Source organism: Micromonospora sp. WMMD710 (assembly GCF_029626045.1).
In the GTDB taxonomy this organism is placed as follows: domain Bacteria; phylum Actinomycetota; class Actinomycetes; order Mycobacteriales; family Micromonosporaceae; genus Micromonospora.
In genome coordinates this window covers 5,525,095-5,551,855 of the sequence record NZ_JARUBD010000001.1, presented here as the reverse complement: position 1 = coordinate 5,551,855, position 26,761 = coordinate 5,525,095, and the positions used below count along the sequence as shown (strand labels likewise).

Here is a 26,761-nt window from a genome sequence, read left to right as displayed (position 1 = left end):
CGGGAATGAGTCGGCCATTGCCGTACGTTGTACGCTAGGCCGTACGACAACCGGGAGGCCATCGTGTCCGAAGCCCCGTTCGACGCCGAGACCGAGTTCGACCGCCAGCTGGACCGGCTGGTGCGGTTGGACTACCCCACCCTCGCCGGGCTGACCGAAACCGCCTTCCGCGACCTGGTCGAACCGCTGCGAACCAGGGCGATCGAGGGTGCCGCCGGCCTGCCCGCCCCCACCGACGCCCGGGTGCCGTTCCTGCTGGTCATCAGCCGGGACCTGATCGGGGTGCAGGAGCGCCTCGAACTCACCACGCTGGCCGGCAAGCGCAAGCCCGGCGTCCTCGACCGGAACTACGCCGAGGACGACCTGCCGCGCTTCGACCCGATCAAGGAACTGGAGGTGCCAGCCGGGCCGGCGTACCTGCTCTTCGACGTCGACCGGGGCGAGGAGTTCCGCAACCTGCCGCCCGCCACGGCCATGGAGGGCATGACCGCACAGGGCCGGCTGCCCCTCACCATCGACGAAGGGCTCGCCTTCATCACGCTGCACCCGGCCGCGCTCGCCAGCAACAGGTGCTTCTCACTGGTCGGCTCCCGCTGCGGCGACAAGCGGGTGCCGGCGCTCTGGATCAGTCAGGGCGCCCCGAAGCTCGGCTGGTGCTGGTACGGCAACCCGCACACCTGGCTGGGCGCCGCCTCAGCCCACCCAGAACGCCGCTCGGATCGACGCCGATCCTGACTGTTCGTCGAGTTATCCACAGGTGCGGCGCGTTCTCCACAGGTTGTTCACAATGCCACCCACTGATCTCCACGGCGGCTCAATACAGTCAGGACCCATGAAGGAACGCCGGGTACTGGTGGTCGAGGACGAACGGACCATTGCCGAGTCCATCGCCGCTCGACTGCGGGCCGAGGGTTTCACGGTGGACATCGCGGCGGACGGGCCCAGCGCGGTCGCGCAGTTCCGGGCCGGCCAGCCCGATCTCGTCGTACTCGATGTCATGCTGCCCGGCTTCGACGGCCTGGAGGTGTGCCGCCGGATCCAGGCGGACCGGCCGGTGCCGGTGCTGATGCTCACCGCCCGGGACGACGAGACCGACCTGCTGGTGGGGCTCGCGGTCGGCGCGGACGACTACCTCACCAAGCCGTTCTCCATGCGGGAGCTGACCGCCCGGGTGCACGTCCTGCTGCGTCGGGTGGAGCGGGCCGCCGCCACACCCGCGCCGCCCGCCATCCGCCTCGGCGACATCGAGATCAACGAGGCCGAGCGGCGGATTCGCCGTGGCGGGGCGGACGTGCACCTCACGCCGACCGAGTTCGACCTGCTGATCCACCTCGCGGGGCGGCCCCGCACGGTGCTTCCCCGGGAACGGCTGCTCGCCGACGTCTGGGGTTGGGGCGACGGCAACGGCACCCGCACGGTGGACAGCCACATCAAGGCGTTGCGCCGCAAGTTGGGCGCCGACCTCATCCGCACCGTGCACGGCGTCGGTTACGCCCTGGAGCTGCCGTCATGACCGCCTCTCCGCTCACCCGCCTGGACCGGGTGCTGGAGCTGCTGCCCCGCCCGCTGGATCCGGTGCGCTCCATCAAGCTGAAACTGGGCGTGCTGCTGGTCGCCTCCGGTGCGGCCGGGTTGGCCTACTTCTCGTACGGCATCGGCTGGCCGCCGCCGGTCACCTCGGCGACCGCCATCGCCGTCGCCCTGCTCACCTCGCAGGTGCTCGCCCACGGCATGACGTCGCCGCTGCGGGAGATGACGGCGGCGGCCGGGGCGATGGCGCGCGGCGACTACACCCGTCGGGTACGCGCCACCTCCCGCGACGAGGTCGGTGAGCTGGCCCAGGCATTCAACAAGATGGCCGAGGACCTGCACGCCGCCGACCAGCGCCGACGGGAACTGATCGCGAACGTCTCGCACGAGCTGCGTACGCCGATCACCGCCCTGCAGGGCGTGCTGGAGAACATGGTGGACGGCGTGGCCGACCCGGAACCGGCGGCGCTGCGTTCGGCGCTGGCCCAGACCCAACGGCTCGGGCACCTCGTCGCCGACCTGCTCGACCTGTCCCGCCTCGACGCCGGCGTGGTGCCGCTGCGGCGGGTACGCATCGACGTGGGGGACTTCCTCGACGAGGCGGTGGAGCACGCCACCGCCAGCGCGTCCGGCGCCGGCCTGGACGTGCACTTCCACCTCCGTGAGCTGCCGGCGCCGCTGACGGTCCACGCGGACCCGTGGCGACTGCACCAGGTCTTCGCGAACCTGCTCGACAACGCGGCCCGGCACAGCCCGCCCGGCGGCACCGTGCGGGTGAGCGCCGAGGACCACGGCGACCAGCTCCGCTTCGAGGTGAGCGACGAGGGCCAGGGCATCCCGCCGGCCGAACGGTCCCGGGTGTTCGAGCGGTTCACCCGCGGCGACCGGTCGGCCGGCGGCGGTACCGGGCTCGGCCTGGCCATCGCCCGCTGGGTCGTCGAACTGCACGGCGGTCAGATCGGTGTCCTCGATCCCGCCGGACCGCACCGGGGCGAGAGGCCCGGCTGCCGCATCCAGGTCACCATCCCGAGCGACGGGCCACATCGAAAAGAGGCCGCATGACCAGCCCTGGCAGCACACCGCTACCGGCCATCGGGCCGACCGGACCGCAGGTCCCTCCGACGGTCCGACCCGGCCCGGCTGCCCCGGCCGCCGCTCGACCCCAACCGTGGCCGCTCACGCCGGCCGTGCCCAGGCCACCGTCGCTGATCGAGCGGCGCTGGCCAGGGCCGTCCGGCCCCGCCCGTCCGCTGGTCCTGGCGGCGCTGACGGCTGCGGCGGTCGTCGGCGCCTCGACGCTCACGACGATCCGTCCCGGCCTCGGCTGGCTGGTGGCCGCGCTGGCCAGCACCGCCGCCCTCGTCACCGCCAGCGTCGTCCGTTCCAGGACGTCGTCCTCGGCGGCGGCTGCGCCGGCACCGACCGCCACGCCAGCTGCGGCGGACGCCGCCCGTCCCGGTGCCACGGGGGCACCGGGGCGGGTGGCGCAGGCCGCCTGGGCCGTCGCGACGGTCGCGTTGGTCGGCGTCGGCACGGTCCGGGCCGCCGGCTGGCTCTTCGCCCTCTGCCTGCTCGCGGCCGCGGTGACCGGGACGCTCGCGGTGACCGGCGGGCGGAGTCCGCTGGGGATGCTGCTCGCCGCGACGCTGCCGCCGGCCGCGACGGTACGGGCGCTCCCGTGGGCGGTACGCGGACTGCGCAGCGGCCGCCCGACCGGGTCGGGGATCGAGGTCGGGCGCATCATCACCAGCCTGGCGATCTCCGTTGGTCTGCTGCTGCTGTTCGGGGTGCTCTTCTCCTCCGCCGACGCGGTGTTCGCCGACCTGGTCACCGGCCTGCTGCCGGACATCTCGGCGCCCGGTGTGATCGGATGGGCGTTCCGCCTGCTGCTGATCGGTGGCGGTCTGCTCGGTGCCGCGTACCTGGTCAGCCGCCCGCCCGACCTGGACGGCCTGCGCCCCGGGCCGTCTCGACCGGCCCACCGGCTGGAGTGGACCCTCCCGCTGGTGCTGCTCGACGCCCTGTTCGCCGCGTTCGTGCTGGTCCAGTTGACGGTGTTGTTCGGCGGCGCGGGGCACGTGCTGCGCACGGCGGGGCTCACCTACGCCGAGTACGCCCGTGGCGGGTTCTGGCAACTGCTCGCCGTCACCGCGCTCACCCTGCTGGTTATCGCCATCGCCGCCCGTCGGGCACCGAAGGCCAGCCGGGCGGACCGGTTGCTGGTCCGCGTCCTGCTCGGCACGCTGGCGGCGCTCAGTCTGGTGATCGTCGCCTCGGCGCTCTACCGCATGCAGGTCTACGCCGACGCGTACGGCGCGACCCGGCTGCGGCTCGTCGTGGCGACCACCGAACTCTGGCTCGGACTGCTCTTCGTCCTGGTCGGGGTGGCCGTGGTGCGGCTGCGGGCGGACTGGCTGCCCCGGTTGGTGATCGGCACGGCGGTGCTGGCGCTGCTCGGGCTGGCCGTGGTCAACCCCGATCGGCTGATCGCCGACCGGAACGTCGACCGGTACCTGGAGACCGGCCGGTTGGACGTCAACCACCTGTCCGGGCTGTCGGCGGACGCCGTACCGGCCCTGGCCCGACTGCCCGAGCCGATGCGCATCTGCGCGCTGCGGCAGCTCGCCGCCGAGCAACCCCGGGACGGCTTCTGGGCGACGAACCTCGGCCGGGAGCGGGCGCGGCGGGATCTCGACAAGGTCCAGGCGACCGCCGGTCTGGCGTACTGCCCCGACCCGCAGCGCTGGTGAGGGCGAACGCTTGACAATCGCGCAGGGCGGGCCAGACTGCCGGGGTGGCCAAGCAACTCCCTGACGTGGGGTCGGGCGGTGCGGTCCCGCCACCCCGGCGGGCCCGGATCGTGTTGGCCGACATCACCCGGCAGGACAGCCGCGCCGAGCGGACCCGCGCCGAGCTGGCGCAGCAGACCCAGGTGGGTGAGGCGCTGGTCCGCGGCCTGGTCCGCGCCCAGCTCGCGCTGGCGTTGCGACTCTCGCTGGTGGTGGCCATCGGGCTGGGCGGGCTGCCCTGGCTGTTCGCCATCGCGCCGTCGCTCGGCCGGACGACCGTCGCCGGCGTCAACCTGCCCTGGCTGCTGCTCGGTGTGGCGTCCTTCCCGTTCCTGATCGGGGTGGGCTGGGCGTACGTGCGGCTGGCCGAGCGCAACGAGCAGGACTTCACCGACCTGGTGCAGCGGCCGGAGCGCTGAGGTGGGCAACGACTTCGTGGTCCCGGCCATCGTCGCGGTCACCCTGGTCACCGTCGGGATCGGCTTCTACGGGCTGCGGCTGGCCCGCACCACCTCCGACTTCCTGGTGGCCTCGCGGGCGATCAGTCCGACGTGGAACGCCGCCGCCATCGGCGGGGAGTACCTGTCAGCGGCGAGCTTCCTCGGCATCGCCGGCCTCGTCCTCAAGTACGGCGTGGACGTGCTCTGGTATCCGGTCGGGTTCGCCGCCGGCTACCTGGCCCTGCTGCTGTTCGTGGCGGCTCCGCTGCGGCGTTCCGGCGCGTTCACCCTGCCCGACTTCTGCGAGCTGCGGCTGGGGTCGCGGCGGCTGCGCATCCTCGCCACCGCTTTCGTGATCTTCATCGGCTGGTTGTACCTGGTGCCGCAGCTCCAGGGCGCCGGGCTGACCCTGGCCACGGTGGCCGGCTCCCCGTACCCGGTCGGTGCCCTCCTGGTCGCGGCCGTGGTCACCGCGAACGTGGCGCTGGGCGGGATGCGGGCGATCACCTTCGTCCAGGCGTTCCAGTACTGGTTGAAGTTGACCGCTCTCGCCGTACCGGTGATCTTCCTGGCGTTGCAGTGGCAGGCCGACGGCCGCCCGGCGGTGACCCCGCCCGACGGGCCGACGTTCCGGGCCGCGACCACCGTCGTCGTCGAGCACCGCGCGACCCTCACGCTGCCCGACGGTGAGATCCGAGAGGTACGCCCCGGCGACGAGTTGACCTTCGCCGCCGGTGACCCGGTACCGGGGGTGTCCGGGGCGGCCACGGACGCCGGCGACTGGTTGCTGCCCAGCGCCGCCGGTGACGACGACCGGGGCCTGTTCGCCACCTACTCGCTGATCCTGGCCACGTTCCTGGGCACCATGGGCCTGCCGCACGTGCTGGTGCGCTTCTACACCAACCCGGACGGCGCGGCGGCCCGCCGGACCACCCTGGTCGTGCTGGCGCTGGTCGGTGCCTTCTACCTGCTGCCCACCCTGTACGGGGTGCTCGGCCGGATCTACACGCCGCACCTGCTGATCAGTGGGCAGACCGACGCGGTGGTGGTGTTGCTGCCCGGCGCGGCCCTCGGCGACGGACTGGTCGGGCGGCTGCTCGCCGCGCTGGTCGCCGCCGGCGCGTTCGCGGCCTTCCTCTCCACCTCGTCCGGGCTGCTGACCAGCGTCGCCGGGGTGATCTCGACGGATGTGCTGGGCCGTGGCTCGGTACGCGGCTTCCGGCTGGCGACGGTGATCGCTGGCGGCGTGCCGGCGGTGCTGGCGCTGCACGTCTCCGGGCTGGACGTGTCGCAGGTGGTCGGGTTGGCCTTCGCGGTCGCCGCGTCGAGCTTCTGTCCGCTGCTGGTACTCGGCATCTGGTGGCGTGGGCTGACCGACGTGGGCGCCGCCGCCGGCGTGGTGGCCGGCGGCGGAGCGGCGATCGGCGCGGTACTGGTCACCGTCCTCGGGCCGCCGCTGTCCGGCTGGCCCGCCACGCTCACCGCACAACCCGCCGCGTGGACGGTGCCGCTGGCCTTCACCGTGATGGTCGCGGTGTCGATCGCCACCCGCCGGCGTGCCCCCGGCGACGTGGCGGCCACCATGCTCCGCCTGCACACCCCGGAAGCTGTCCGCCTGTAAGCAGGGGAGCGCTCCGACGGGGTGAGCAGACCCGTCCTGCCGACGACCAGCATCGTCAACGGCATCATGCCAACCCACCAATCCGAAAAAGGCGACACCCGCTCAAAAATCCGACTGATCTCATGAACCACAGCCCGGGGTAGACCCGTTACATAGATGCGCCACTTGATCGTGGCACGCGCTCCACGCTCCACACCAATAACCCAAAGGAGAATCGGCATGAACAGGCATTCGCCGGCAGGTGAGGATGCACTTCCTAGCTATGCGGACAGCCAGCAGGAGCAGCGGCGAGCTGCTTTCGACGCGGCGAAAACCTGGCACTCGAATAACTGGAATATGCCGGATCTCCGGGCTGCGCTGGAAACCTACAGGCTCACTACTAAGGCGCATAAATCCATCAATAGAGAAAATTATGAGGACTATCTAGAGGTTTCCACCAAATCCCCTGCCGAGTGGACTCGAGTGAATCCGTTGTCCTGGCTGACCCAAATTGCGCTTACTCTTGATGCAAAGCGTGCCGCTGATGCACAGCGTGCTCGGGAAGCGGCCATGCCGAATCCGTACAGCGAGCAGGCTGCAGGACGGGGAAACGGCCCCGAACGCCGCTGGCACCAGCCACCTGCGTACATTCACGCGGCGAACCCGACAGCGACTAACACCCGACGAGTGTAAGGGCAGTCCGCAAAGGCCGCTCTCTGAGGAGACTGTCGGGCAACTGGGTGGCTACGAGGCAACAAGTTGCTCGGCGTTGATGCGCCGGGCGGCTTCGCGCTCGGTGGCGGTAACTGGATAGGTTCGACTGCTGTGGGCGTGCTGGTCCACACTGGATCAGTCGGCCTGCTAGCTTGATCGATTGTGTCCGCCGATCCGCTGCAGCCGTCGTATGACGATCCTGTGGCGGAGAATGCTGCCTTGCGGGTCGTGGTCGCGGATTTGACCGCTCGGCTGGAGTTGGTGCTGGGCCGGGTCGCTGAGCTTGAGGCCCGGTTGAAGCAGTCGTCGTCGAACTCGTCAAAGCCGCCGTCGTCGGATGGGCTGGCCAAGCCGGTTCACCGGCGTCGTGTACCGCGACGCCGGTGAACCGGGGCAGCACGCCGGCGTCGTTCATCGCCTCGGTGCCCCGTCGAGGCGACACCCGCTCAAAAATCCGACTGATCTCATGAACCACAGCCCCGAGTAGACCCGTTACATAGATGCGCCACTTGATCGCGGCACGCGCTCCACAGCAATAACCCAAAGGAGAATCGGCATGCTCAGGGAACAGGCACGAGCTCGGACTGCAGTGCCCAGCGCATCGGAAAGCCGGCGGCAGCGGCAGGCGATGTGGGCTACCTCCGCCTCAAGGAACGGCACCTCCGAAAGCGACACGGTGAAAGCCTGGGCGCACGAAAACCGGGAACAGTCAGATTTCCAGGCCGCACTGACCGATTACAAAGTAAATTTGGGTGCGACGGTTAACGCTCACCCGGAATATTTGGCTGACTATAATGAAGTTCTTCACACTATGCCTAGGAAATGGAAGCGACCGGCACCGCTGTACTGGCTGGCCAAAACCATGTTTTCTATTGAAGAACAGCGTACTATCGACGCCGACGAGCCGAAAGCCTGGGCGCACAAAAACCGGAATGAGCTGGATTTCCAGTATGCGCTGATAAAGTGCAAGAACGCCATGTGGGTGGCGCAACGTAATCCAATCGACTCGGAAAAACGGCTTGACTATCTTGAGGTTGAACATAACAAGGACCCTAGAACGTGGGTGCGAAGGGAACCGTTGAAATGGCTGGCCAACACCATGCTTTCTATTGAAGCACAGCGGGCTGCGTCGGCAGCCGCGCCGAATCCGTACAACGAGGCGGCTGCAAGACGGGGAAACGGCCCCGGGGGCAACCCGGTAGTTGGGGGCTACTCGCACCAGCCAACTGCGAACCGCAACGCGGCACACCTGCCAGCGGCGGGTTACCGACGGTCCTCGCCGCGCTGACCGGGACATCCTCACCCGGTACGCGGCGGGCGGCGGCACGGTGGTCTTCTCCAGCCACGTGATGGAGGTCGTCGAACGGCTCTGCTCACACGTGGCGATCCTCGCCGGGGGCACCATCAAGCGGGTCGGCACCCTTTCCGAGGTACGCGGGGACCGCTCGTTGGAGCAGGTCTTCGTCGAGGTGGTCGGCGGACGTACCGCGACCGGCGAGGAGCTGTCGTGGCTTTCCCGGTGAGTGCCGCCGCCGCTCCCGCCGCGCCGGTCCGTCCGCCCCGTCTCCGCCGGGCACTTCGTGCGGCTCAAGCCGCGGGTGATGGGCAACAACTTCCGGGGCCAGGGCTGGCGGATCGCCCTGTTCATCGGCGGCGCCCTGTTCATCGGCGGCGCGCTGGTCGGGCTGTGGTTCGCCGTCAGCGGCTTCTTCCTCTTCGCCGCGCCCGGTATGACGGGCAACGGCCGGTACGCGGTGTTGGTCGCGGCGGCCGGTGGTGGGCTGCTGGCGCTCGGCTGGCTGCTGCTGCCGCTGGTCTTCTTCGGGGTCGACGAGACGTTGGATCCGGCCCGGTTCGCGCTGTTGCCGCTGACCCGACGCACCTTGGTCACCGGCCTGTTCGCCGCGGCCCTGGTCGGCGTGCCGGTGCTGGCGGTGCTGGTCGCCTCGTTCGGGCTGGTGCTCACATCCTGGGCGTTGGGCGGTTGGTCCGCGGGCCTGGTGGCCATCGTCGGCGTGCTGGGTGGGCTGCTGCTCTGCGTGGCCGCGAGCCGGGCGGTGACCAGCGCCTTCGCGTCCATGCTGCGGTCGCGGCGGGTACGTGACCTGGCGGCCGTGCTGTTGGCGGTGACCGCCGCGCTGCTCGGGCCGTTGCAGGTGTTCGGCCTCGCGGCGCTGCGCGAGGCGGACTGGAGCCGGTTGACCGGAGTGGCGACGGTCGTCGCCTGGACGCCGTTCGGCATCGACGTGGCGCAGGGCCGGGTCTGGGCCGCCCCGGTCAAGTTGCTGATCACGGCCGCGGCGATCGGTGCCCTGCTGGTCTTGTGGTCGCGGTCGTTGGAGTCGGCGATGGTGGGCGCGGTGAGCGCCGGGAAGGCACCGACGCGGCGCGGTGCCACCGGTGGCGCGGTCGGCCAACTGTTTCCCCGACTCGCGGGCTGGGCCCGCCGGGACCGGTTCGGTGCGTTGGTCGCCCGGGAGGCCCGCTACTGGTGGCGGGACGCCCGCCGACGGGCGAACCTGATCACCATCGCGGTGGTCGGCATCTTCGTGCCCGTGGTGATCAACGTGACGGGCGGGGACTTCGCGGCCACGGACGGCGCGGGGTTGACCGCGGGCGTCGCCGACAGCTCACCGGTCGTGGTCACCATCTCCGTGCTCTTCGTCGGCGTACTCGCCTCGGTCACCCTGGCCAACCAGTTCGGTTTCGACGGCAGCGCGTACGCCGCGAACGTGGTCGCCGGCGTGCCCGGCCGGGTGGAGCTGCGCGCGCGCATGACGGCCTTCTCGCTGTACGTGCTGCCGATGCTCGCGGTCGTCGCCGTGGTGCTGTCGGTGGTGCTCGGCCGACCGTCGTGGATCGGGTTGACGACGGGCAGCTTGGCCGCCACCGACGGCGCGGGGATGGCGGTGAACAGTTTCGTGTCGGTGCTCGGGGCGTACTCGCTGCCGGAGACGAGCAACCCCTTCGCGATGAACAGCGGCGCCGGTGTCGCGAAGGGCCTGCTCACCATCCTGGCCATGGTCACCTCGGCGGTCGCGGCGGTGCCGATGGTGGTGGCCGCCGCGCTGCTCGGCGACGCGTGGCTCTGGCTGGCCCTGCCGGTCGGCATCGGGTACGGGCTGGGCGCGGCACTGCTGGGGGCGTACCTGGCCGGCGACGTACTGGACCGCCGCCAGCCGGAACTGCTGGCCACCGTCACCCCGCGCCGTTAACCGGCGCGCCGGCTCCCGGGCTGGGCAGCGTCGGCGACGAAGCCACGCCAGGCGGACGGCGCGAAGGTGAGGATCGGGCCGGAACGATCCTTGCTGTCCCGGACCAGCACCACGCCGGGCATGTTGTCCGCCACCTCGACGCAGTTGCCGCCAGAGTCGGTCGACCGGGTGGACGTGCGCCAGCAGGGCTCGCTCATCGTCATTGCGTCACCTTCAGCTTCCGGATCAGATCCAGCGTGGCGCCGGTGGAGAGTGCTTCGCCGAGCAGGCTATCCCACTTGCGATCGATCAAGGCGATCATTTCGGGGTCGTCCATGACGTGTCCGCGGACGGCATTCTCCAGGTAGAGGGCCCTGTCTCCGTCCGGCAGATCAGCGAGCACGAAGCCACCGCCGAGGCCGACATGCTCGCCCACGGCCAGTGGGATCACGTGTATTCGGACGAATGGCAGATCCGCCACCTCATGCAGCCGACCGAGTTGGGCATCGAGCACGGCAGGACCACCCACCGGTCGGCGGAGGCCCATCTCGTCAACCAGGAAGACGCAGTGCGGTGGTACATCCCGGGACAACAGCTTCTGACGTTCCAGCCGGACCGCAACGAGTTCGTCGACAACGCTCGGCGGATGCAGCCCTCCCGCTGAGATGACCGCGTGGGCGTACTCCTCGGTCTGAAGTAGGCCGGGCACGAGACATGCCTCGAAGGCGCGTAGACGAGTGGCCCGCTGCTCGTATCCGCGCCACTGCGCGAACCAGGAAGGCCCGCGATCCTGGTCTGCGGCCCTGAGTAGTTCGGCGAGGAGGCCGCCGGTGGCGAGGGCGTCGTCGGCGGCGACCGCGAACTCCATGGTCGGTCGACGCCGACCGGTCTCGATGGCCGCCACCGTGGAGGGACTCCATCGGGTGGCCGTCGCCAACGCCTCCTGGGACATCTCGGCACCGGCTCGGGCGGCCTTCAACGCCCGCACCCACATCTCGATGTTCATCCTTACCTCTCCGGTAAGTACGTGACCGCGCTGAGTAGTAAGCCCTGGAATCCTCCCCTGCCCACGGCCGGGCGTCCAGGGTGGAGGACGCGCGGCCCGGCCGGTGGAGGCGATGTCCCGGCGGCCGGTCCAGCGTCCGGGCCGCCCCGGTCATCCCCCGATCGGGGCGGCCCCGTCGACCGGGAGGAGATCAGCCATGGCCGGGTTCATCCGGGGCAGGATCGGGGCGCGGTGGTCGTACCGGAAGGGGAAGGCCGCGGCACCGGCGACAGTGCCGGGCGCGACCGGATCGGGGTGGTCGGCGGGCCCGCCGAATCGACCACCCACCTGGGCGGACGGGCCGACGGTCGCCGTGCCGCGACCAGGTCGGGCCGGCTGGCTGACGCCGGCGCAGACCTGGCGGGCGAACGGTGGCCGGTGGTGACGTGTGCGGCCGGTCGCGGCGGGGACCGTCATGCCACCACGAACGTGATGACTGTGCGGCATATTTATGACTCACAGACATCACGTTCAATCGGGAGTTGCCCGCCCCCGACCAAGCCGAGCGGCGGCCGACCGGGCACGCCGGCTGGAGCACGGTGGTGAGCCGGCCGCACCTGCCGATGCGGCCGCTCTGGCGGTGTCGCAGCTGTGGCGCGCCCTGGCCGTGCCAGCCGGCCCGACTGGCGCTGCTCGCCGAGTACCGGCACGACCGCACCGGGCTGCTGGTCTACCTGGGCACGATGATGGCGGAGGCGGGCGATCAGCTCGCCCTGCTCAACGGGCGCCCCGCCGACCTGCACCAGCGCTTCCTGGGTTGGGCGCGGGGTCGGGGCGGCACAATGTTTCACGTGAATCATGAGCCGGGTGCCGAGATCCACCACACCGATCCGTTCGCCGTGCCGACCGGGCAGCGGTCGCCGGTCCGCCGGCTGCGCGGTCGCCTCGCCGCGCCGGTGACGCTCTGGACGGCGCCGGGGCCGGCCGGGCTGACCGTATCGTCCACTCTGGTCGCCGAGGGCGAACCGAATCGGCTGCTCGGTCTGATCGACGCGGAGTCCGACCTGTGGGCGGCCGTCGAGGACGCGGGTCGGTTCGCGGTCGCGCCGCTCGGCCCGCCACACCGGCAGCTCGCCGACCGGTTCGCCGGCCTCTTCCCCTCCCCGGGCGGGCTCTTCGCCACCGGTACGTGGACCGACACGCCGTACGGGCCGGTGCCGGGGGACGCCGGCGGCTGGGTGGGCTGCCGGCTGGACACGGCCCGGGAGTACGGCTGGGCACTGCTGGTGGAGGCCACCATCGAGGCGGTCGACCTGGCCGAGGACACCTTTCCGCTGCTGCACTACCGGGGTCGCTACCACGAGCTGCCGGGCTGAGCGGGCGGCCGCACGATCACCAGAGTCGATCGACCGGTCACCGGGGTGATCTGGGTCACTCGGCGCAGCCAGTCAACCGCTCGGCGCACTCGCCGACCGGGGTCGATCTCGGCCTTTCCCGGCGGGGAGCGCGCTCTCTACGGTGCGCGAAACTCCCCTGACGCCTGTGAAGGTGGTGATCCACAGATGTCCACGGACACACCCGCTCCGGCCGCTTCCCAGTCGGACAAGTACCTGGCCGTACAACGGTCGGACGAGTTCGCCGGGCTGCGGCGTGCGCTGCGCGGCTTCGTCTTCCCGATGACCGTCGCGTTCTTCCTGTGGTATGCGCTCTACGTCATTCTCTCCGCGTACGCCCGGGACTTCATGGGCACGAAGCTGTTCGGCAGCAACATCAACGTCGCGCTGGTCTTCGGCCTGCTCCAGTTCGTCTCCACGTTCCTGATCGCCTGGCTGTACTCGCGGTACGCGGACCGGAAGATCGATCCGGTCGCCGACCGCATCCGTGCCGAGATCGGGGAGGTGACCCATGACAACGGTCCACGCGGCTGACCTGCTCCTCGCTGCCGAGGCGGGCAACCACACCGCCCGCAACCTGACCATCACGCTGTTCCTGGTCTTCGTGGCGGTGACCCTGGCCATCACCATCTGGGCCAGCCGGCAGACCAAGACGGCGACCGACTTCTACGCGGGCGGCCGGTCGTTCTCCGGATTCCAGAACGGCATGGCGATCGGTGGCGACTACATGTCGGCCGCCTCGTTCCTCGGCATCGCCGGCATCATCGCGCTCTACGGCTACGACGGCTTCCTCTACTCGATCGGCTTCCTGGTCGCCTGGCTGGTGGCGCTGCTGCTGGTGGCGGAACTGCTGCGCAACTCGGGCCGGTACACGATGGCCGACGTGCTGGCGTTCCGGATGCGCCAGCGGCCGGTGCGGACGGCCGCGGCGGTCTCCACCATCACGGTGTCGATCTTCTACCTGTTGGCGCAGATGGTGGGCGCCGGCGCGCTGGTCGCGCTGCTGCTCGGCATCCGGCCGGGGACGACCTTCCTCGGCATGGACGCGGCCACCGCCAAGGTGGCCACCATCATCATGGTCGGCGCCCTGATGATCATCTACGTCACCGTGGGTGGCATGAAGGGCACCACCTACGTGCAGATCGTCAAGGCGTTCCTGCTGATGGGTGGCGCGCTCCTGATGACCCTGCTGGTGCTGGCGAAGTACAAGTTCAACCTGTCGTCGCTGCTCGGCGACGCCGCCGCCTCCTCCGGCAAGGGCAACGCCTTCCTCGAACCCGGGCTGCGGTACGGCGTGGAAGTGGCCGGTAACGCGACACAGACCTTCTACAACAAGGTCGACCTGCTGTCCCTGGGCATCGCCCTGGTGCTCGGCACGGCCGGCCTGCCGCACATCCTGATCCGCTTCTACACCGTGCCGACCGCCAAGGCGGCCCGCAAGAGCGTGCTCTGGGCGATCGGCATCATCGGCACCTTCTACCTGCTCACCCTGGCCCTCGGCTTCGGTGCGGCGGCGCTGGTGGGCAGCCAGGCGATCACCGCGCAGGACAAGGCCGGCAACACGGCGGCACCACAGCTGGCCGAGGCGCTCGGTATCGACTTCTTCGGCGGCGACCTGGGTGGCGCCGCCCTGTTGGCGATCATCGCGGCGGTCGCCTTCGCCACCATCCTGGCGGTGGTCGCCGGGTTGACCCTGGCCTCGTCGTCCAGCCTGGCGCACGACTTCTACGCGAACGTCGTGAAGAGGGGCGAGGCGTCGGAGCGGCAGGAGGTACGGGTCGCCCGGATCTCCGCCCTGGTGATCGGCGCGATCTCCATCCTGCTGTCGATCTACGCACAGAACCTGAACGTAGCGTTCCTGGTGGCGTTGGCCTTCGCGGTCGCCGCCTCGGGCAACCTGCCGGCGATCCTCTACAGCCTGTTCTGGCGGCGGTTCAACACCTCCGGCGCGGTGTGGGCGATCTACGGCGGTCTGCTCTCGGCCGTACTGCTGGTGTTCTTCTCGCCGGTGGTCTCGGGTGCCGCGACCTCGATGTTCCCGGACCACGACTGGCAGTGGTTCCCGCTGTCCAACCCGGGCATCATCTCCATCCCGGTCGGCTTCCTCTGCGGGTGGATCGGCACCCTCATCTCCAAGGAGCACGACGAGGACAAGTACGCGGAGCTGGAGGTGCGTGCCCTCACCGGCTCGGGCGCACACTGATCGACGCATCGGGCCCCCTGTCGACGCCACGCGTCAACAGGGGGCCTCTTGCTGTTCACGGCGGTCGGTAGGCTGACCGGCATGAAGGTTGCTGAGCGCTTCGGTCCCGGTCACCGTGTCCTCGTCACCGGTGGGGCCGGTTTCGTCCCGTCGCACCTGGTGGACGCCCTGATCGCCCGCGGTTGCACGGTGGTGGCCCTGGACAACTTCGTCACCGGCTCCAAGGAGAACGTCGCCCACCTGCTGGACCGGCCAACCTTCACCCTGGTCGAGGCGGACATCTCCGATGGCCTGCCGACCCACCACCCGGCGCTGGCCGAGCGGTTCGACGCGATCCTGCACATGGCCTCGCCGGCCAGCCCCACCGACTTCGCCCAACTGCCGGTGGAGATCCTGCGGGTCGGCTCGGTGGGCACCCTGCACCTGCTGGAGCGCGCGACGGCCGACGGCGCCCGGTTCCTGATGGCCTCCACCTCCGAGGCGTACGGGGACCCGAAGGAGCACCCGCAGCGCGAGACCTACTGGGGCAACGTCAACCCCATCGGGGTACGCAGCGTCTACGACGAGGCGAAGCGCTTCTCCGAGGCGGCCACGATGGCGTACCACCGCTACCGCGGGCTCGACGCGGCGATCGTCCGGATCTTCAACACGTACGGCCCGCGGATGCGCCCGGACGACGGCCGCGCCATCCCCACCTTCATCTCCCAGGCGCTGCGCGGCGAGCCGATCACCGTGCACGGCACCGGCAACCAGACCCGGTCCATCTGCTTCGTCGAGGACCTGGTGCGCGGCATCCTGCTGCTGCTCGACTCGACCGAGACCGGCCCGGTCAACTGCGGCACGGAACACGAGATGTCCATGCGGCAACTCGCCGAGTTGATCGTGTCGCTCTCCGACAGCAGCTCCCAGGTGACCTACATCACCCGCAGCGCGGACGACCCCGAGATGCGTCGACCGGACCTGACTCTCGCCCGGGAACTGCTCGGATACGAGCCGACCGTGGCACCCGAGGACGGCCTGCGACGCACGATCGAGTACTTCCGGGCGCGGCTAGGGTAACCGGTCGGCAGCGGACGGCCGATCGCTGAGTGTCGCCTGAAGGCGGGATTGGCTCCCGCTACGTACCCTGAGTTACATGTCAGCGACATCGTCTGCCGGCGTTCCGCACCCGCACCTGCACCGCAGCGCCGGGCGCGCCTCGGTGCCCGGCCCCGGCCGGGGCGCCTCCGGGCGTGCCCGCCCGACCGAGGCACGCTGGTACCCGTCACCCGACGAGGAGCAGCCCCGCCCTGGTGGCCCGCTGGGGCCGAGAGGACCCGTCGGCCCGGGTGGCAACGGCAGGTCGGGCCGGCGCGGTCCCCGGCCGCGCTGGGGTCGGATCGGCCTGGTGGCCGGGGTGGCGGTGCTGGTCCTGGCGCTGCTCGGCGGCGTCGGCGCGTGGCTGTACGCGCGCAACCTCGACGGTGACCTGGCCCGCACCGACCCGTTCGCGGAGATCACCGGGGAGCGGCCGGTCAAGTCCGTCGAGGGCGCACTGAACATCCTGCTGGTCGGCAGCGACTCGCGCGATCCGGACGCGCCGGTCGACACCAAGAGCCAGTGGCGGGCCGACACGATCATCGTGATGCACATCCCGGCCGATCACCAGTCGGCCTACCTGGTCTCCATCCCCCGTGACCTGTACGTGCCGATCCCGAAGAGCGCCGGCGCCGACTGCGGCTCCGGTCAACGCGCGAAGATCAACGCGGCGTTCGCGTTCGGTGGGCTGCCGCTGGCGGTACGCACCGTGGAGTGCTTCACCGACGTGCGGATCGACCACGTGATGGCGATCGACTTCGGCGGTTTCAAGGAGGTCACCGACGCCCTCGGCGGGGTGGACCTGAAGGTGGAGCGGACCATCACCTCGATCCACAAGCCGTACCGGACGTTCACCAAGGGCACCAACCACATGGACGGCGCGGAGGCACTGGACTGGATCCGGCAGCGCAAGCAGTTCCCGGACGGGGACTTCGCCCGCATGCGGCACCAGCAGGAGTTTCTCCGCGCTCTGATGGACAAGGCGGCGAGCACGGGCACGCTGGCGAACCCGAAAAAGCTCAACGACTTCCTCCAGTCGGTGACCGCGGCCGTAACCGTGGACCAGGGTTTCTCGGTTACAGACATGGCGCTGCAGTTCCGCAACCTGCGTGGGCAGAACCTCACCTTCGTCACCAGCCCGAACTCGGGCAGCGACACGATCAACGGCGAGTCGGTGGTGGTTTCCGACCGGGAGAAGGCGTTGGCGATGTACCGCGCGATGTCGGCCGACACCATGGCGGACTGGGTCAAGGCCAATCCGCCGAAGGGCAGCGACGGCGGGTAACCGCGTGCCCACCGATTGAGCAATCGAATGGCGACGATAAACCGAATCGCGGAAAATGCCGGCCGGATGGACCGGTGATGAACTCGCCAAGTCGAATCGATGTACGTACAGTGGTGCCGCCCCCTCCTGATCACGAGCTGGAGCACGAATGCCGGTTCAGGCCAGTCGTCGCCCTTCGTCCACCGGGTCCGCCGCCCCCAGCGGCCGGATCGGCGCGTCCATACCCGTGCAGCCGGGCCGCTCGGGCGGCGGGTCGGGTGGGCGTCCACCCGGCGGCGGTGGCGGCCGGACGGGCGGCGGTGGGCCGGCGAAGAAGCGGAGCCGACGCAAGGATCCCCTCTGGGCGCGGCTGACCGTGATCTTCGGTGCCGTGCTGATGCTCAGCAGCGGCGCGGCCATCGTCGGCGGCAAGGTGCTGATCGGGCAGGCGACCGGTGACATCGCCCAGCGCAACCTGCTCGGTGAGGCCGGCAAGTCCGACGCCGAAGGCGGGGCGAGCCTGGACGGCTCGATCGACATGCTGCTGCTCGGCGTGGACGCGCGGGAGCGCTGGGCCGCCGACGACGTTCGTTCGGACAGCATCATCATCCTGCACATTCCGGCCTCGCACGATCAGGCGTACCTGATCTCCATCCCGCGCGACACCCAGGCCCAGATTCCGCCGTTCAAGAAGAGCGGCTTCACCGGAAGCACCGAGAAGATCAACGCGGCGTTCCAGGCCGGGGCCCGCAACGGCGGCGGCTGGGAGGGTGGCGCCCAGCTGATGGCGCAGACCATCAAGCGGCTCACCGGCGTCAGCTTCGACGGCGCGGCGATCATCAACTTCGGCGGCTTCAAGAACGTCATCGACACCCTCGGCACCGTCAAGATCTGTGTGAGCCACGAGGTCAAGTCGAAGCACATGTCGTTCGTCGACGGCAAGCCGATGTGGAACGCCGACGCCAAGAAGACCGGCAAGAAGATGACGCCGGTGGTGCACAAGAAGGGCTGCCAGCAGATGGAGGGCTGGGCGGCCCTGGACTACGCCCGGCAGCGCTACGGGCTGCCCGGCGGCGACTACGACCGCCAGCAGAACCAGCAGCAGCTGATCAAGGCGATGGCCCGCAAGGCCACCGAGGGCGGCACGCTGACCAACCCGGCGAAGCTGAACCAGCTGATCAAGGCGGCGGGCAAGGCGTTCGTGCTGGACACCGGCGGTGCCAAGATCGAGGATCTGATCTTCACCATGCGCGGGGTGACCGCGAACGAGCTGACCATGCTGAAGACCAACAACGGCACCTTCAACAGCAACGGCCAGGGCAGCGAGGCGTTGAGCCCCGAGACCATGGAGATGTTCCAGGCGCTCAAGCAGGACAAACTGGCCGAGTTCATCTTTACTCACCCCGAGGTGATGTCCACCCGCAAGTGACGGCCACGGTGGCGGCCTGAAGTCGCGGAAACACCGCGGAGACCCCGTCACCCTCCGTAGTCTTACGTGAGCAGGTTTCACGTATCGGCTGCGGGGAGGCGGTCACGTCCAGGTCCGGACGGAACGCGGCGGGTCGGGCCGGCACGGCCCCATCCGCCCGGCCGCGTACCGCCCGCGGGTCGCGGATCCTGCTCGGCATCGGCCTGGCCCTCGTCCTGCTGGCCGGGCTCGCCGTGATCGGCCTCAAGACGCTCACCAACCGGTACGACCGCACGGTGACCAAGGAGCAACTGCTCGACCCCGGCGCCCGCACCGACCGCACCGACCTGGACGGGCCGCTCAACTACCTGCTGGTCGGCACCGACCGACGCGCCGGGAGCAGCGAACCGGACCAACGCTCCGACACCATCCTCATCGTGCACGTGCCCGCCGGCCAGCGGGAGGCGTACCTGGTCTCCATCCCCCGCGACCTGCTGGTCGCCATCCCACCCGCGAACGGCTTCACCGGCGGCCCGGACAAGATCAATGCGGCGTACGAGCACGGCGGCGGCGGACAGGCCGGCACCCGCCTGCTGTCCAGCACCCTGAACCGGCTCACCGGCATCCGGTTCGACGGGGCCGCGCTGATCGACTTCTCCGGCTTCCGCAAGGTGATCGACCTGCTCGGCGGGGTGGAGATGTGCGTGGACACCGAGGTCCGTTCGATCCACACCAACCGGGTCTTCCCCACCGGCTGCCAGCGGATGGACGGCGCACAGGCGCTGGACTACGTACGGCAGCGCTACGACCTGCCCGGCGGCGACTACGACCGGCAGCACCACCAGCAGCAGTTGCTCCGGGCGATGCTGGACAGCGCCGGCAGTGCGGACCTGCGCAGCAACCCGATCAAACTGGACCAGGTGCTCCGGGCCGTGGGCGGTTCGTTGACCGTCGACACCAACGGCGTACCCCTCGAGGACCTGCTCCTCGCGCTGCGCGCGCTGCCGCCCGACGGGATGCGCGGCATCCAGGTGCCCTCGTCGCCGCAGACCATCGACGAGGTGTCGTACGTGGTCCTGGACAACGGGGGCAACGGGCTCTTCGAGGCCGTACGGGGGACACGGGTGCCCACCTGGGCCCAGGCCAACCCGCGCTGGGTGTCCCGGCTGTGACGGTGTCGACGGCCCGGTCGGTGCCGATCCGGCCGATGAGGATCTAGTGTTGCTTCCTGTGTTCGGACCCCAGGTTCCCACCGTGCCCGTGACCGAGATCGCCGACGACACCTACCTGCTGGACGTGCGGGAAGACGACGAGTGGGCGGCCGGCCACGCCCCCACCGCCCACCACCTGCCGATGATGGAACTGCCGGCGCGGCTGGCGGAGGTGCCGACCGACCGGGAGGTGGCCGTCATCTGCCGCTCCGGCGGCCGTTCCGCCCAGGTCGTCGCCTACCTGACGAACAACGGCTGGGAGCAGGTGCGTAACGCCGACGGCGGGATGCGCCAGTGGGCCGCCGTCGGCCGCCCGGTGGTCGACGCGAACGGGCAGCCCGGCCAGGTCATCTGAGGCGGTCGAGATGGGCGGGCCTCAAGTCTTCGCGCACCGCGGCGCTTCGTACGACCTGCCGGAGCACACCCTCGCCGCGTACCTGCGTGCCCTGGACGAGGGCGCGGACGGCCTGGAGTGCGACGTCCGGCTGACCCGGGACGGGCATCTGGTCTGCGTGCACGACCGGCGACTGGACCGCACCAGCAACGGTCGCGGTCTGGTCAGCGCGCGTACCCTCGCCGAGTTGGAGGCACTGGACTTCGGTTCCTGGCATCCGGGCAGCGCGGCCGACGGTGACCTGCCGCCGGACGAGTCGCACACTCGGCTGCTGACGCTGGCCCGGCTGCTGGAGGCGGTGCTGGCCGCCGGCCGCCCGGTGCGGCTGCTGGTGGAGACGAAGCACCCGTCCCGCTACGGCTCGGCCGTGGAACGGCGTCTGGTCGACCTGCTACGCCGCTACGGGCTGGCCGACCCGGCACCGGACGACCCGGTCCAGGTGACCGTGATGTCGTTCTCCCCGCTGGCGATCCGCCGCATCCGGGAGCTGGCCCCGACGGTGCCCACGGTGCTCCTGCTGGAGGTGCTGCCGCCGTGGCTGCGGCTGGGTCGGCTGCCGTTCGGCGCCCGCATCGCCGGGCCGGGCATCGGTCTGGTCCGGGCCCGTCCGCACCTGCTGCCCGCGCTGCGCGCGGCCGGCAACCAGGTGTACGTCTGGACGGTCAACGAACCGGCCGACCTGGAGCTGGTGCTGGCCGCCGGGGTGGACGGGATCATCACCGACCGCCCGGCGCACGCCCTGGCCCGGCTGGACCGTTGACCGTCGGCGACCCGCGGGGGTGCCCAAATCCGGGTCGACGGGGCAGACTCGGCACATGCCGGAGCGTATCGATTTCCCCGCTCTCATCGCCGGCCACACCGTCGTCATCGAGATGATCAATTCTGGTGACGCCGGCCTGCCCGTCCTCACCCAACTGCTGCGGGTCGCCCAGCCGGCGCTCGGCGCGACCGGGATGGCCTTCGTCGAGTTCGGTCCGACCGGCGGTCGCGTGATCGCCGCGACCGGCGCGGCGGAGTGGGCCCTCGGCCGTCCGCTGGCCGTCGACGACCCGGACACCGTCTGCCTGCTGTCCGGCCCGCGGGTACGCCAGGTCCGGGTGCAGCACCTCAACGGCAAACTGGCCGGTGAGCTGGCCGGCAGCGGCCTGCGCCGGATGGTGGTGTCCCGGGCCGAGATCGACGGGCACACCGTCGGGAGCCTGCACGCGCTCTACCCGAGCGACGACGAGCCGGGGGCCGAGCGGCAGGGGGTGGTCGCCTACCTCGCGTCCTGCATCGGGCACATGTACGGCGACCAGAGCGGGCTGCCGGTGCACGGCGACGGGCCGATGGTGGCGGCGCTCGCCGACGGGTTGGCCGTGGTCGACCGGGACGGTCACGTCCACCTGTGGAACCCCGCCGCCGCGCAGGTCACCGGCCGATCCGCCGAGCAGGCGCTGAGCCGTCCGCTGCCCTTCCCGCTGCCGCCGGCCGGCCAGGTCCGCGACCACCGGCTGCCGGACGGGCGGTGGCTGCGGATCACCTCCGGCGACCTGCCCGGCCCCGGCGCGCTGCGGGTGGTGACCTTCCGCGACATCACCGACCAGCAGCGCCGGGACCACGACCGGGACCTGTTCGTCGCGGTGACCAGCCACGAGCTACGGACGCCGGTCACCGTCATCAAGGGGTACGCGGACACCCTCACCGACCACTGGGAGTCGCTGACCGACGTCGACCGGCGACAGGCCGCCCGGGTGATCGGGCAGCGTGCCAACGAGCTGGCCCGCCTCGTCGACCGGCTGCTCTCCTCGGCCGCCGAGGCGGGGCCCGGGGACGACCCGCCCACCCCGTTCGACCTCGGTGATGCGCTGCGCGCCGCGGTCGTCGACCAGCCGGCGGAGCTGCGCCGCCGGCTGGTGCTCCGTCTCCCGTCCGACCTGCCCAAAGCGCTCGGCCACCGGCCCAGCCTCGCCACCGTGCTCACCGAGCTGGCGACGAACGCCGGCAAGTACTCGCCACCGGATTCTCCGATCGAGGTCACCGCTGGGGTCGACGGTCAGCTGGTGGCGTTCCGGGTCAGCGACCGGGGCATCGGCATCCGCCCGGACCACGTGGAGCGGGCCTTCGACCGGTTCTGGCAGGGCGAGTCCGGCGACCGCCGTGGCTATCCGGGAGCGGGGCTCGGGCTCTATCTCGTCCGCCGGATCGTTGAACAGCAGAATGGATGGGTATCCCTACGTCCGAGGACCGGCGGCGGTACGGTCGCAGAGGTGCGGCTACCGCGCGGTTGACCGGCGGTGGCGCGACGTGGAGGCGACGGTGGCAGCGGCAGCGAGGGAACGGGCGTGGTGCGTGGTGGTGCCCCACCATCCCGCCGGGGCACGGCTGGCCCGGCACCGGCTCGCCGACGAGCTGGCCGACGTCGTACCCCCGACTCTTCTCGCGGATCTGATCGCGGTCCTCGCCGAGCTGGTGGGCAACGCGGTGCGGCACGCCCGGCCGCTGCCGGGCGGTGTGGTCCGGGTCGCCTGGCGGTTGCGGCCCTCGGCCGAGGGCCCGCGGATCCAGTTGCGGGTGACCGACGGCGGCGCGGGTGCCGGCCCACTGTTGCGCACGGCCAGCCCGGACGCGGCGGACGGGCGCGGGCTGCACATCGTGGCCGGCCTGGCCACCCGCTGGGGCGTCGAGCGCGACGGCATGGGCCAGCGCGTCTGGGCGGAGTTCGACCCGACCCCCACACCTCGGCCCGACCTGGTGGTGGCGGGCTGAACGACCCGTCGGGGCGGGTCCGGCCCACGACGAGCCGGTCGGGCCTCTAGGCTGTGACGCCGTGAGCAAGCGTCGAAAGAGCCAACGGGCCGCCGCCGACACCACCCCCCGTCGGGACAAGGTGCGGGACATCTTCGTGCCGCGACCGTTCGAGGGGCTCATCGACGAGCCCGAGTGGATCGCGCTGCGCGAGCTGGTGCCCGCCGCCTCCGCGCCGCTGCGGCTGGCGCCCGCCCTGGTCGAGGAGTTCGGCGACCGGCCCGCCACGCTGGCCACCGTGCTGCCGATGGCCGCCCCGGCGATGACGAAGTCGGACGGCCGGGTGCTGATCGGTCTGCAACGCCACCAGCAGTCCGGCGACGTCTCGCGGGATCTGGCCGAGGCGCTGCTGAGCGCGTTGCGGACCGAGCCGGGCGCTCCGGTGGCCGTCCCACCGCTGCCCGGCCCCGGCCCCCGCCTGCAGGACATCCTCGTCGACGGCCCGCTGGACGTCAGCATGCACGACGGGTTCGAGTTCTGGCTCGACCCCGGCGCGGCGGACGACCCGACCGTCCAGGCGTCCCTGGAGCGGGCGAACGCGGCCATCTACCCGACCGTGCGGCTGACCGCGGCGAAGGCCGCGTACTGGTGCCAGGTCCCGGAGAAGGCACACGTTCGCTGGGTGCTGCCGGAGGACGAGGACGCCGCCCTGGACGCGCTGGCCCGCCTCGGCGCGGTCGGCTCGCTGACGCTCGGCGAGCAGACCAAGTTCGCCGGCATGTTCCGCGCGCACGGCCGTCTGGTGCCCGTCTGGGACCTGCCGGAGGACACTACGGCGACCGACTGGGAGGACCCGGTGGCGCAGTTCGCCAAGCGGTACGCGGAGGCGCTCACCGCCACCGACCCGCTGGACGCCGCCGGCCGGCGCGCCCGACAGGGGCTGCTCGGCCGCCAGCTCACCCTGCGCTGAGCCCGACCCGCTTACCGGCGCGGAGCCCCGCCGACCCGCTCACCCGGCGACGGGCAGCGGGTCGCGGGTGATCGGGCAGGACATGCAGCGTGGGCCGCCCCGGCCGGAGCCCAGCTCCGATCCGGCGATCGGGATCACCTCGATGCCGGCCCGCTCCAGTTGGGCGTTGGTCTCGGTGTTGCGTTCGTAGCCGACGCAGAGCCGGGGCGCCAGGGCGAGGGTGTTGTTGCCGTCGTCCCACTGCTCGCGTTCGGCGGTCACCGGGTCCAGCCCGGTGTCGATGACCCGTAGCTGGTCCAGGTCCATCGCGTCGGCGGCGGCCCGGAGGAACGGCGCCGGGCCGTCCACCCGCGGGTCCTCGCCGTCCGCGCCGGCGATCATCGTGTACGCGGAGAGCGTGCTGGCGATGTTGGGATACATCAGCACGGCGTCGGAGTCGACCATCGTGCAGACGGTGTCCAGGTGCATGGTGGCGCGTTTCTGGGCGATCGGCACCACCAGGATGGTGTGGGCGAGCCCGGCGGCGAAGACCTGCCGGCCGAGGCGTTCCGCGCCGGCCGGGGTGGTCCGTTCGCCCACGCCGACGGCCAGCACGCCGGGGGCGAGCAGCAGGACGTCCCCGCCCTCCAGGTGCTCCAGGTCCGGCCGGTAGACGAACTCGGTGCCGGCGAAGCGCGGATGGTGGCGATAGATGGCGTCGGTGATGGTGGTCTCCCGGCGGCGGGCCGGCATGGCGAGGCTGGTGACGCCTACCCGGTCGCCGATCCACAGCGACGAGTCCCGGGTGAACAGCAGGTTGGGCAGCGGATCGATGACGAAGTCGTGCCGGTCCATCAGCGTGTAGACCAACCCGCCCGGCCGTTCGGAGCTGATCCGCAGTTCCTCGTGGGCCAGGCCGGCGGTGAGCACGTCGGCCAGCGCGGCCGGGTCGAGGTAGGAGAGGTGGTCGGCGACGCGGGCGCGCAGGGTGTCGCCCAGCCGCCGGGAACGCAGCACCTGCTCGGTGAGTTCGGCTCGGGCGTCCGCGACGGCCAGCGTCTCGGTCAGCAGGGTCGCCAGGTAGAGCACCTCGACACCGCGGTCGCGCAGCGCGGCGGCGAACGCGTCGTGCTCCTCCTGGGCGCGTCCCACCCAGGGGATCGCGTCGAACAGGAGCGAGTCGTTGTTGCGGGGGGTGAGCCGGGCCAGTTCCGGGCCGGGCCGGTGCAGCAGTACGGTGCCGAGCCGGCCGACTTCACTGTCGACGTAGTGGGTCACCCCCGCAGCGTAGGGCAGGGTTTGGCGGCATCCGAGAAAAGAACTGTGGATGAATATGGCATTCATCCACAGTCACTCCGGCGCTCCGGCTTGCCGAACACCGGGAGTGGCAACGTAGGGTAGTGAGGACATAACCGAGGGACCTTTTGCCGGAGGTCGCGATGACTGTCTTTCCCGCACGACGAGCCGTACCGTCCGCACGGGCACTGCCGCCCGTCGCGGTGCCCCACCCCCGCGTCGATTCGCCCGGGGCTCTCGAACCGGTCCGTCCGACACCGCTCGAGTGGGCCCGCCGTCGTCGGGCCGAGCGCGGTGCCCGTCGTCTGGAGGCGGCCGGAGCACGGGCGCTTGGCCAGCTCGATCATCTCGGGCCGGCCTGGCACGTCATCGAGTGGCCCCGCACCGACATGACGGACGTCCTGCTCGACCGCACCCAGGACGAGCGCGCCGGGTTCCTCGCCATCGGGCCCAGCGGCCTGTTCGCGGTGACCATCGCCGACCACGGCCGGGCCCGCGTGCTCGTCGCCGGGGACGTCGTCCAGATCAACGGCAAGCGGCCGCCGTACGTGGCCGAAGCCCGCCGGGACGCCAAGCGTGCCAGCAAGGCCCTGTCCGACGCCGTGGGGCTGGCCGTCCCGGTCACGCCGGTGCTGACCTTCGTCGGCTCCGGCGTGATCAGCGTCTACGGCCTCCCGAAGGACTGCCTGATGGCAACCCACCGGGAGTTGGACAGGCTCCTCGTGGCCGGTGGCAGCCGGATCAGCCCGGCCACCGCCGAAAAACTGTCCCGGGTCGCACAGCACCCCGCGACCTGGCTGAACGGCACGTACCGTCCAACGGCCGACTACCAGTGGTATGAGGAGGGCCGAACGGCCGCTGACAAGCCGGCCCACCACCGGTAACGTCACCGGCGACGCCACGCGGCCCCGGTCCCCCCGTTCACCCCACCGGTCTCCGCGCCGTCACCGGCCGCCCCGGTCCAGCCAGAGCGGTCGGCGACCCGGTGCGCTCGGTGGTTCTGTCGGCGACCCGCTAGCGTGGACAGTCCGTCGGTGTACATAGGAGGCTCGGTGGCCCACGTCGAACTTTCGCTCTCGGAAGTGTTCGTGCCAGCGGCGCGGGCCTCGACAGAGCCGGGGCTCGACAACTTCGGTCAGTGGTCCTCGACGGTGTGCCGGGCCGACGAGCCCTGCCTGCTGATCGACGCCGACACTCTGGTGGTGGCGATCTCCACGGCCGGTTGCGAGCTGCTCTGCCTCGGCGAGCCGGACGGCCTGATCGGGCGGCCTCTGCTCGACGGGGGGCTGCGCCTGTTGGACTTCACCGCCAACCGGGGCGAGTTGACCGAGGCCGAGATCGACAAGATCCCGCCCCTGCTGGCGCTCTCCTCCGGCCGACTCGCCCGCGGGCTGCTCCGGGTGCAGGCCGCCTCGGCGGACAGCTCCGACGCGACCGTCGACGCGATCTCCACGCCGGTGCACGCCGACGGTGCCGTGGCTGGCTCTCTCACCTTCTTCTCCGAGGTCTGACCTGCGGCGTGTTGTGTCACTCGCCGCACGCGGCGATGCTGGGGCCGGCCCGCATCGAGGCCGTAGGGTGCCCTC

28 protein-coding genes and 1 pseudogene are annotated in these 26,761 nt (G+C 70.8%); 25 read left to right on the top strand and 4 right to left on the bottom strand.

The genetic code is table 11. From position 1 onward, the window contains the following. Nucleotides 1-63: 63 nt before the first annotated feature. The 11 genes and pseudogenes from O7620_RS25730 (at nucleotide 64) to O7620_RS25680 (ending at nucleotide 10,288) form a co-directional block, all read left to right on the top strand. Entirely contained in the window at nucleotides 64-735 is a 672-nt protein-coding gene (locus tag O7620_RS25730) for a DUF5701 family protein (RefSeq protein ID WP_278125619.1), read from the top strand. A 97-nt stretch (nucleotides 736-832) separates the two neighbouring features. Next, the gene (locus tag O7620_RS25725; RefSeq protein ID WP_278125618.1) at nucleotides 833-1,513 is read left to right on the top strand and encodes a response regulator transcription factor; all 681 of its coding nucleotides are present in this window, start codon (nucleotides 833-835) and stop codon (nucleotides 1,511-1,513) included. Beyond that, nucleotides 1,510-2,592, top strand: a complete 1,083-nt coding sequence (locus tag O7620_RS25720) for a HAMP domain-containing sensor histidine kinase (RefSeq protein WP_278125617.1) — start codon at nucleotides 1,510-1,512, stop codon at nucleotides 2,590-2,592. Before O7620_RS25725 ends, O7620_RS25720 begins: the two co-directional genes overlap by 4 nt. 125 nt (nucleotides 2,593-2,717) lie before the next feature. Beyond that, nucleotides 2,718-4,280 (top strand): DUF4173 domain-containing protein, encoded by a 1,563-nt coding sequence (locus tag O7620_RS25715; protein ID WP_278125616.1) that lies wholly within the window; start codon nucleotides 2,718-2,720, stop codon nucleotides 4,278-4,280. A 44-nt stretch (nucleotides 4,281-4,324) separates the two neighbouring features. After that, nucleotides 4,325-4,738 (top strand): hypothetical protein, encoded by a 414-nt coding sequence (locus O7620_RS25710; protein WP_225854217.1) that lies wholly within the window; start codon nucleotides 4,325-4,327, stop codon nucleotides 4,736-4,738. Nucleotide 4,739: 1 nt separating this feature from the next. Beyond that, on the top strand, nucleotides 4,740-6,380 hold the full coding sequence (locus O7620_RS25705) for a cation acetate symporter (RefSeq protein WP_278125615.1): 1,641 nt from the start codon (nucleotides 4,740-4,742) through the stop codon (nucleotides 6,378-6,380). 219 nt (nucleotides 6,381-6,599) lie between these two features. Beyond that, complete coding sequence (locus O7620_RS25700; RefSeq protein WP_278125614.1) at nucleotides 6,600-7,052, top strand: hypothetical protein; 453 nt, start codon at nucleotides 6,600-6,602, stop codon at nucleotides 7,050-7,052. A gap of 240 nt (nucleotides 7,053-7,292) precedes the next feature. After that, on the top strand, nucleotides 7,293-7,460 hold the full coding sequence (locus O7620_RS25695) for a DUF6444 domain-containing protein (RefSeq protein WP_278127146.1): 168 nt from the start codon (nucleotides 7,293-7,295) through the stop codon (nucleotides 7,458-7,460). A gap of 169 nt (nucleotides 7,461-7,629) precedes the next feature. Beyond that, a complete protein-coding gene (locus O7620_RS25690) occupies nucleotides 7,630-8,361 on the top strand; it encodes a hypothetical protein (protein ID WP_278125612.1) in 732 nt (243 codons plus the stop codon). Between the two features lies 1 nt (nucleotide 8,362). After that, nucleotides 8,363-8,596 (top strand): annotated as a pseudogene (locus tag O7620_RS25685) (ABC transporter ATP-binding protein); the annotation flags it as partial. Next, entirely contained in the window at nucleotides 8,597-10,288 is a 1,692-nt protein-coding gene (locus O7620_RS25680) for an ABC transporter permease (protein ID WP_278125610.1), read from the top strand. Here the strand turns inward: O7620_RS25680 and O7620_RS25675 are convergent. The 3 genes from O7620_RS25675 to O7620_RS25665 form a co-directional block, all read right to left on the bottom strand. Further along, entirely contained in the window at nucleotides 10,285-10,491 is a 207-nt protein-coding gene (locus O7620_RS25675) for a DUF397 domain-containing protein (protein ID WP_151488906.1), read from the bottom strand. The genes O7620_RS25680 and O7620_RS25675 overlap by 4 nt on opposite strands. Next, nucleotides 10,488-11,273 carry a helix-turn-helix transcriptional regulator gene (locus tag O7620_RS25670; RefSeq protein WP_347403781.1) on the bottom strand — a complete coding sequence of 262 codons (786 nt, stop codon included), beginning with the start codon at nucleotides 11,271-11,273 and terminating at the stop codon, nucleotides 10,488-10,490. The genes O7620_RS25675 and O7620_RS25670 overlap by 4 nt, the downstream gene beginning before the upstream one ends. Before the next feature lie 150 nt (nucleotides 11,274-11,423). After that, nucleotides 11,424-11,729, bottom strand: a complete 306-nt coding sequence (locus O7620_RS25665; protein WP_278125608.1) for a hypothetical protein — start codon at nucleotides 11,727-11,729, stop codon at nucleotides 11,424-11,426. 146 nt (nucleotides 11,730-11,875) lie between these two features. Between O7620_RS25665 and O7620_RS25660 the strand changes: the two genes are divergently transcribed. From O7620_RS25660 to O7620_RS25605, 12 genes are all read left to right on the top strand, one after another. Further along, entirely contained in the window at nucleotides 11,876-12,628 is a 753-nt protein-coding gene (locus O7620_RS25660) for a flavin reductase family protein (RefSeq protein ID WP_278127143.1), read from the top strand. A gap of 186 nt (nucleotides 12,629-12,814) precedes the next feature. Beyond that, entirely contained in the window at nucleotides 12,815-13,180 is a 366-nt protein-coding gene (locus tag O7620_RS25655; RefSeq protein ID WP_151488909.1) for a DUF485 domain-containing protein, read from the top strand. After that, a complete protein-coding gene (locus O7620_RS25650) occupies nucleotides 13,158-14,849 on the top strand; it encodes a cation acetate symporter (RefSeq protein WP_278125607.1) in 1,692 nt (563 codons plus the stop codon). Before O7620_RS25655 ends, O7620_RS25650 begins: the two co-directional genes overlap by 23 nt. Nucleotides 14,850-14,930: 81 nt before the next feature. Then, entirely contained in the window at nucleotides 14,931-15,908 is a 978-nt protein-coding gene (locus O7620_RS25645) for an NAD-dependent epimerase/dehydratase family protein (protein WP_151488911.1), read from the top strand. Between the two features lie 76 nt (nucleotides 15,909-15,984). Then, complete coding sequence (locus O7620_RS25640; protein WP_278125606.1) at nucleotides 15,985-17,211, top strand: LCP family protein; 1,227 nt, start codon at nucleotides 15,985-15,987, stop codon at nucleotides 17,209-17,211. 148 nt (nucleotides 17,212-17,359) lie between these two features. Beyond that, nucleotides 17,360-18,619, top strand: coding sequence for an LCP family protein (locus O7620_RS25635; RefSeq protein WP_278125604.1), 1,260 nt, complete (start codon nucleotides 17,360-17,362; stop codon nucleotides 18,617-18,619). Nucleotides 18,620-18,852: 233 nt separating this feature from the next. Beyond that, nucleotides 18,853-19,770, top strand: coding sequence for an LCP family protein (locus O7620_RS25630; RefSeq protein WP_278125603.1), 918 nt, complete (start codon nucleotides 18,853-18,855; stop codon nucleotides 19,768-19,770). Nucleotides 19,771-19,828: 58 nt separating this feature from the next. Beyond that, a complete protein-coding gene (locus tag O7620_RS25625; protein WP_151488915.1) occupies nucleotides 19,829-20,164 on the top strand; it encodes a rhodanese-like domain-containing protein in 336 nt (111 codons plus the stop codon). Between the two features lie 10 nt (nucleotides 20,165-20,174). Beyond that, nucleotides 20,175-20,963 (top strand): glycerophosphodiester phosphodiesterase family protein, encoded by a 789-nt coding sequence (locus tag O7620_RS25620; RefSeq protein WP_278125602.1) that lies wholly within the window; start codon nucleotides 20,175-20,177, stop codon nucleotides 20,961-20,963. Nucleotides 20,964-21,018: 55 nt separating this feature from the next. Then, nucleotides 21,019-22,473, top strand: a complete 1,455-nt coding sequence (locus O7620_RS25615; protein WP_278125600.1) for an ATP-binding protein — start codon at nucleotides 21,019-21,021, stop codon at nucleotides 22,471-22,473. Nucleotides 22,474-22,534: 61 nt separating this feature from the next. After that, on the top strand, nucleotides 22,535-22,951 hold the full coding sequence (locus tag O7620_RS25610) for an ATP-binding protein (RefSeq protein ID WP_225854223.1): 417 nt from the start codon (nucleotides 22,535-22,537) through the stop codon (nucleotides 22,949-22,951). A 61-nt stretch (nucleotides 22,952-23,012) separates the two neighbouring features. Then, entirely contained in the window at nucleotides 23,013-23,900 is an 888-nt protein-coding gene (locus O7620_RS25605; protein WP_278125599.1) for a DUF5926 family protein, read from the top strand. A gap of 39 nt (nucleotides 23,901-23,939) precedes the next feature. Here the strand turns inward: O7620_RS25605 and O7620_RS25600 are convergent, their stop codons facing one another. Continuing rightward, nucleotides 23,940-25,157 (bottom strand): arginine deiminase, encoded by a 1,218-nt coding sequence (locus O7620_RS25600; RefSeq protein ID WP_278125598.1) that lies wholly within the window; start codon nucleotides 25,155-25,157, stop codon nucleotides 23,940-23,942. Between the two features lie 161 nt (nucleotides 25,158-25,318). Between O7620_RS25600 and O7620_RS25595 the strand changes: the two genes are divergently transcribed. After that, nucleotides 25,319-26,059, top strand: a complete 741-nt coding sequence (locus tag O7620_RS25595; RefSeq protein WP_278125597.1) for a hypothetical protein — start codon at nucleotides 25,319-25,321, stop codon at nucleotides 26,057-26,059. 168 nt (nucleotides 26,060-26,227) lie between these two features. After that, nucleotides 26,228-26,686 (top strand): hypothetical protein, encoded by a 459-nt coding sequence (locus tag O7620_RS25590; RefSeq protein ID WP_151488922.1) that lies wholly within the window; start codon nucleotides 26,228-26,230, stop codon nucleotides 26,684-26,686. Nucleotides 26,687-26,761 lie beyond the last annotated feature (75 nt).

What these genes read in the sequence shown, in the direction of transcription:
- O7620_RS25645 (WP_151488911.1), top strand. Translation starts at nt 14,931, where the DNA reads ATGAAGGTTGCTGAGCGCTTCGGTCCCGGTCACCGTGTCCTCGTCACC.
- O7620_RS25720 (WP_278125617.1), top strand. Translation starts at nt 1,510, where the DNA reads ATGACCGCCTCTCCGCTCACCCGCCTGGACCGGGTGCTGGAGCTGCTG.
- O7620_RS25725 (WP_278125618.1), top strand. Translation starts at nt 833, where the DNA reads ATGAAGGAACGCCGGGTACTGGTGGTCGAGGACGAACGGACCATTGCC.
- O7620_RS25620 (WP_278125602.1), top strand. Translation starts at nt 20,175, where the DNA reads ATGGGCGGGCCTCAAGTCTTCGCGCACCGCGGCGCTTCGTACGACCTG.
- O7620_RS25665 (WP_278125608.1), bottom strand. Translation starts at nt 11,729, where the DNA reads ATGACGGTCCCCGCCGCGACCGGCCGCACACGTCACCACCGGCCACCG.
- O7620_RS25690 (WP_278125612.1), top strand. Translation starts at nt 7,630, where the DNA reads ATGCTCAGGGAACAGGCACGAGCTCGGACTGCAGTGCCCAGCGCATCG.
- O7620_RS25670 (WP_347403781.1), bottom strand. Translation starts at nt 11,273, where the DNA reads ATGAACATCGAGATGTGGGTGCGGGCGTTGAAGGCCGCCCGAGCCGGT.
- O7620_RS25655 (WP_151488909.1), top strand. Translation starts at nt 12,815, where the DNA reads ATGTCCACGGACACACCCGCTCCGGCCGCTTCCCAGTCGGACAAGTAC.
- O7620_RS25640 (WP_278125606.1), top strand. Translation starts at nt 15,985, where the DNA reads ATGTCAGCGACATCGTCTGCCGGCGTTCCGCACCCGCACCTGCACCGC.
- O7620_RS25650 (WP_278125607.1), top strand. Translation starts at nt 13,158, where the DNA reads ATGACAACGGTCCACGCGGCTGACCTGCTCCTCGCTGCCGAGGCGGGC.
- O7620_RS25700 (WP_278125614.1), top strand. Translation starts at nt 6,600, where the DNA reads ATGAACAGGCATTCGCCGGCAGGTGAGGATGCACTTCCTAGCTATGCG.
- O7620_RS25615 (WP_278125600.1), top strand. Translation starts at nt 21,019, where the DNA reads ATGCCGGAGCGTATCGATTTCCCCGCTCTCATCGCCGGCCACACCGTC.
- O7620_RS25660 (WP_278127143.1), top strand. Translation starts at nt 11,876, where the DNA reads ATGCGGCCGCTCTGGCGGTGTCGCAGCTGTGGCGCGCCCTGGCCGTGC.
- O7620_RS25595 (WP_278125597.1), top strand. Translation starts at nt 25,319, where the DNA reads ATGACTGTCTTTCCCGCACGACGAGCCGTACCGTCCGCACGGGCACTG.
- O7620_RS25675 (WP_151488906.1), bottom strand. Translation starts at nt 10,491, where the DNA reads ATGACGATGAGCGAGCCCTGCTGGCGCACGTCCACCCGGTCGACCGAC.
- O7620_RS25635 (WP_278125604.1), top strand. Translation starts at nt 17,360, where the DNA reads ATGCCGGTTCAGGCCAGTCGTCGCCCTTCGTCCACCGGGTCCGCCGCC.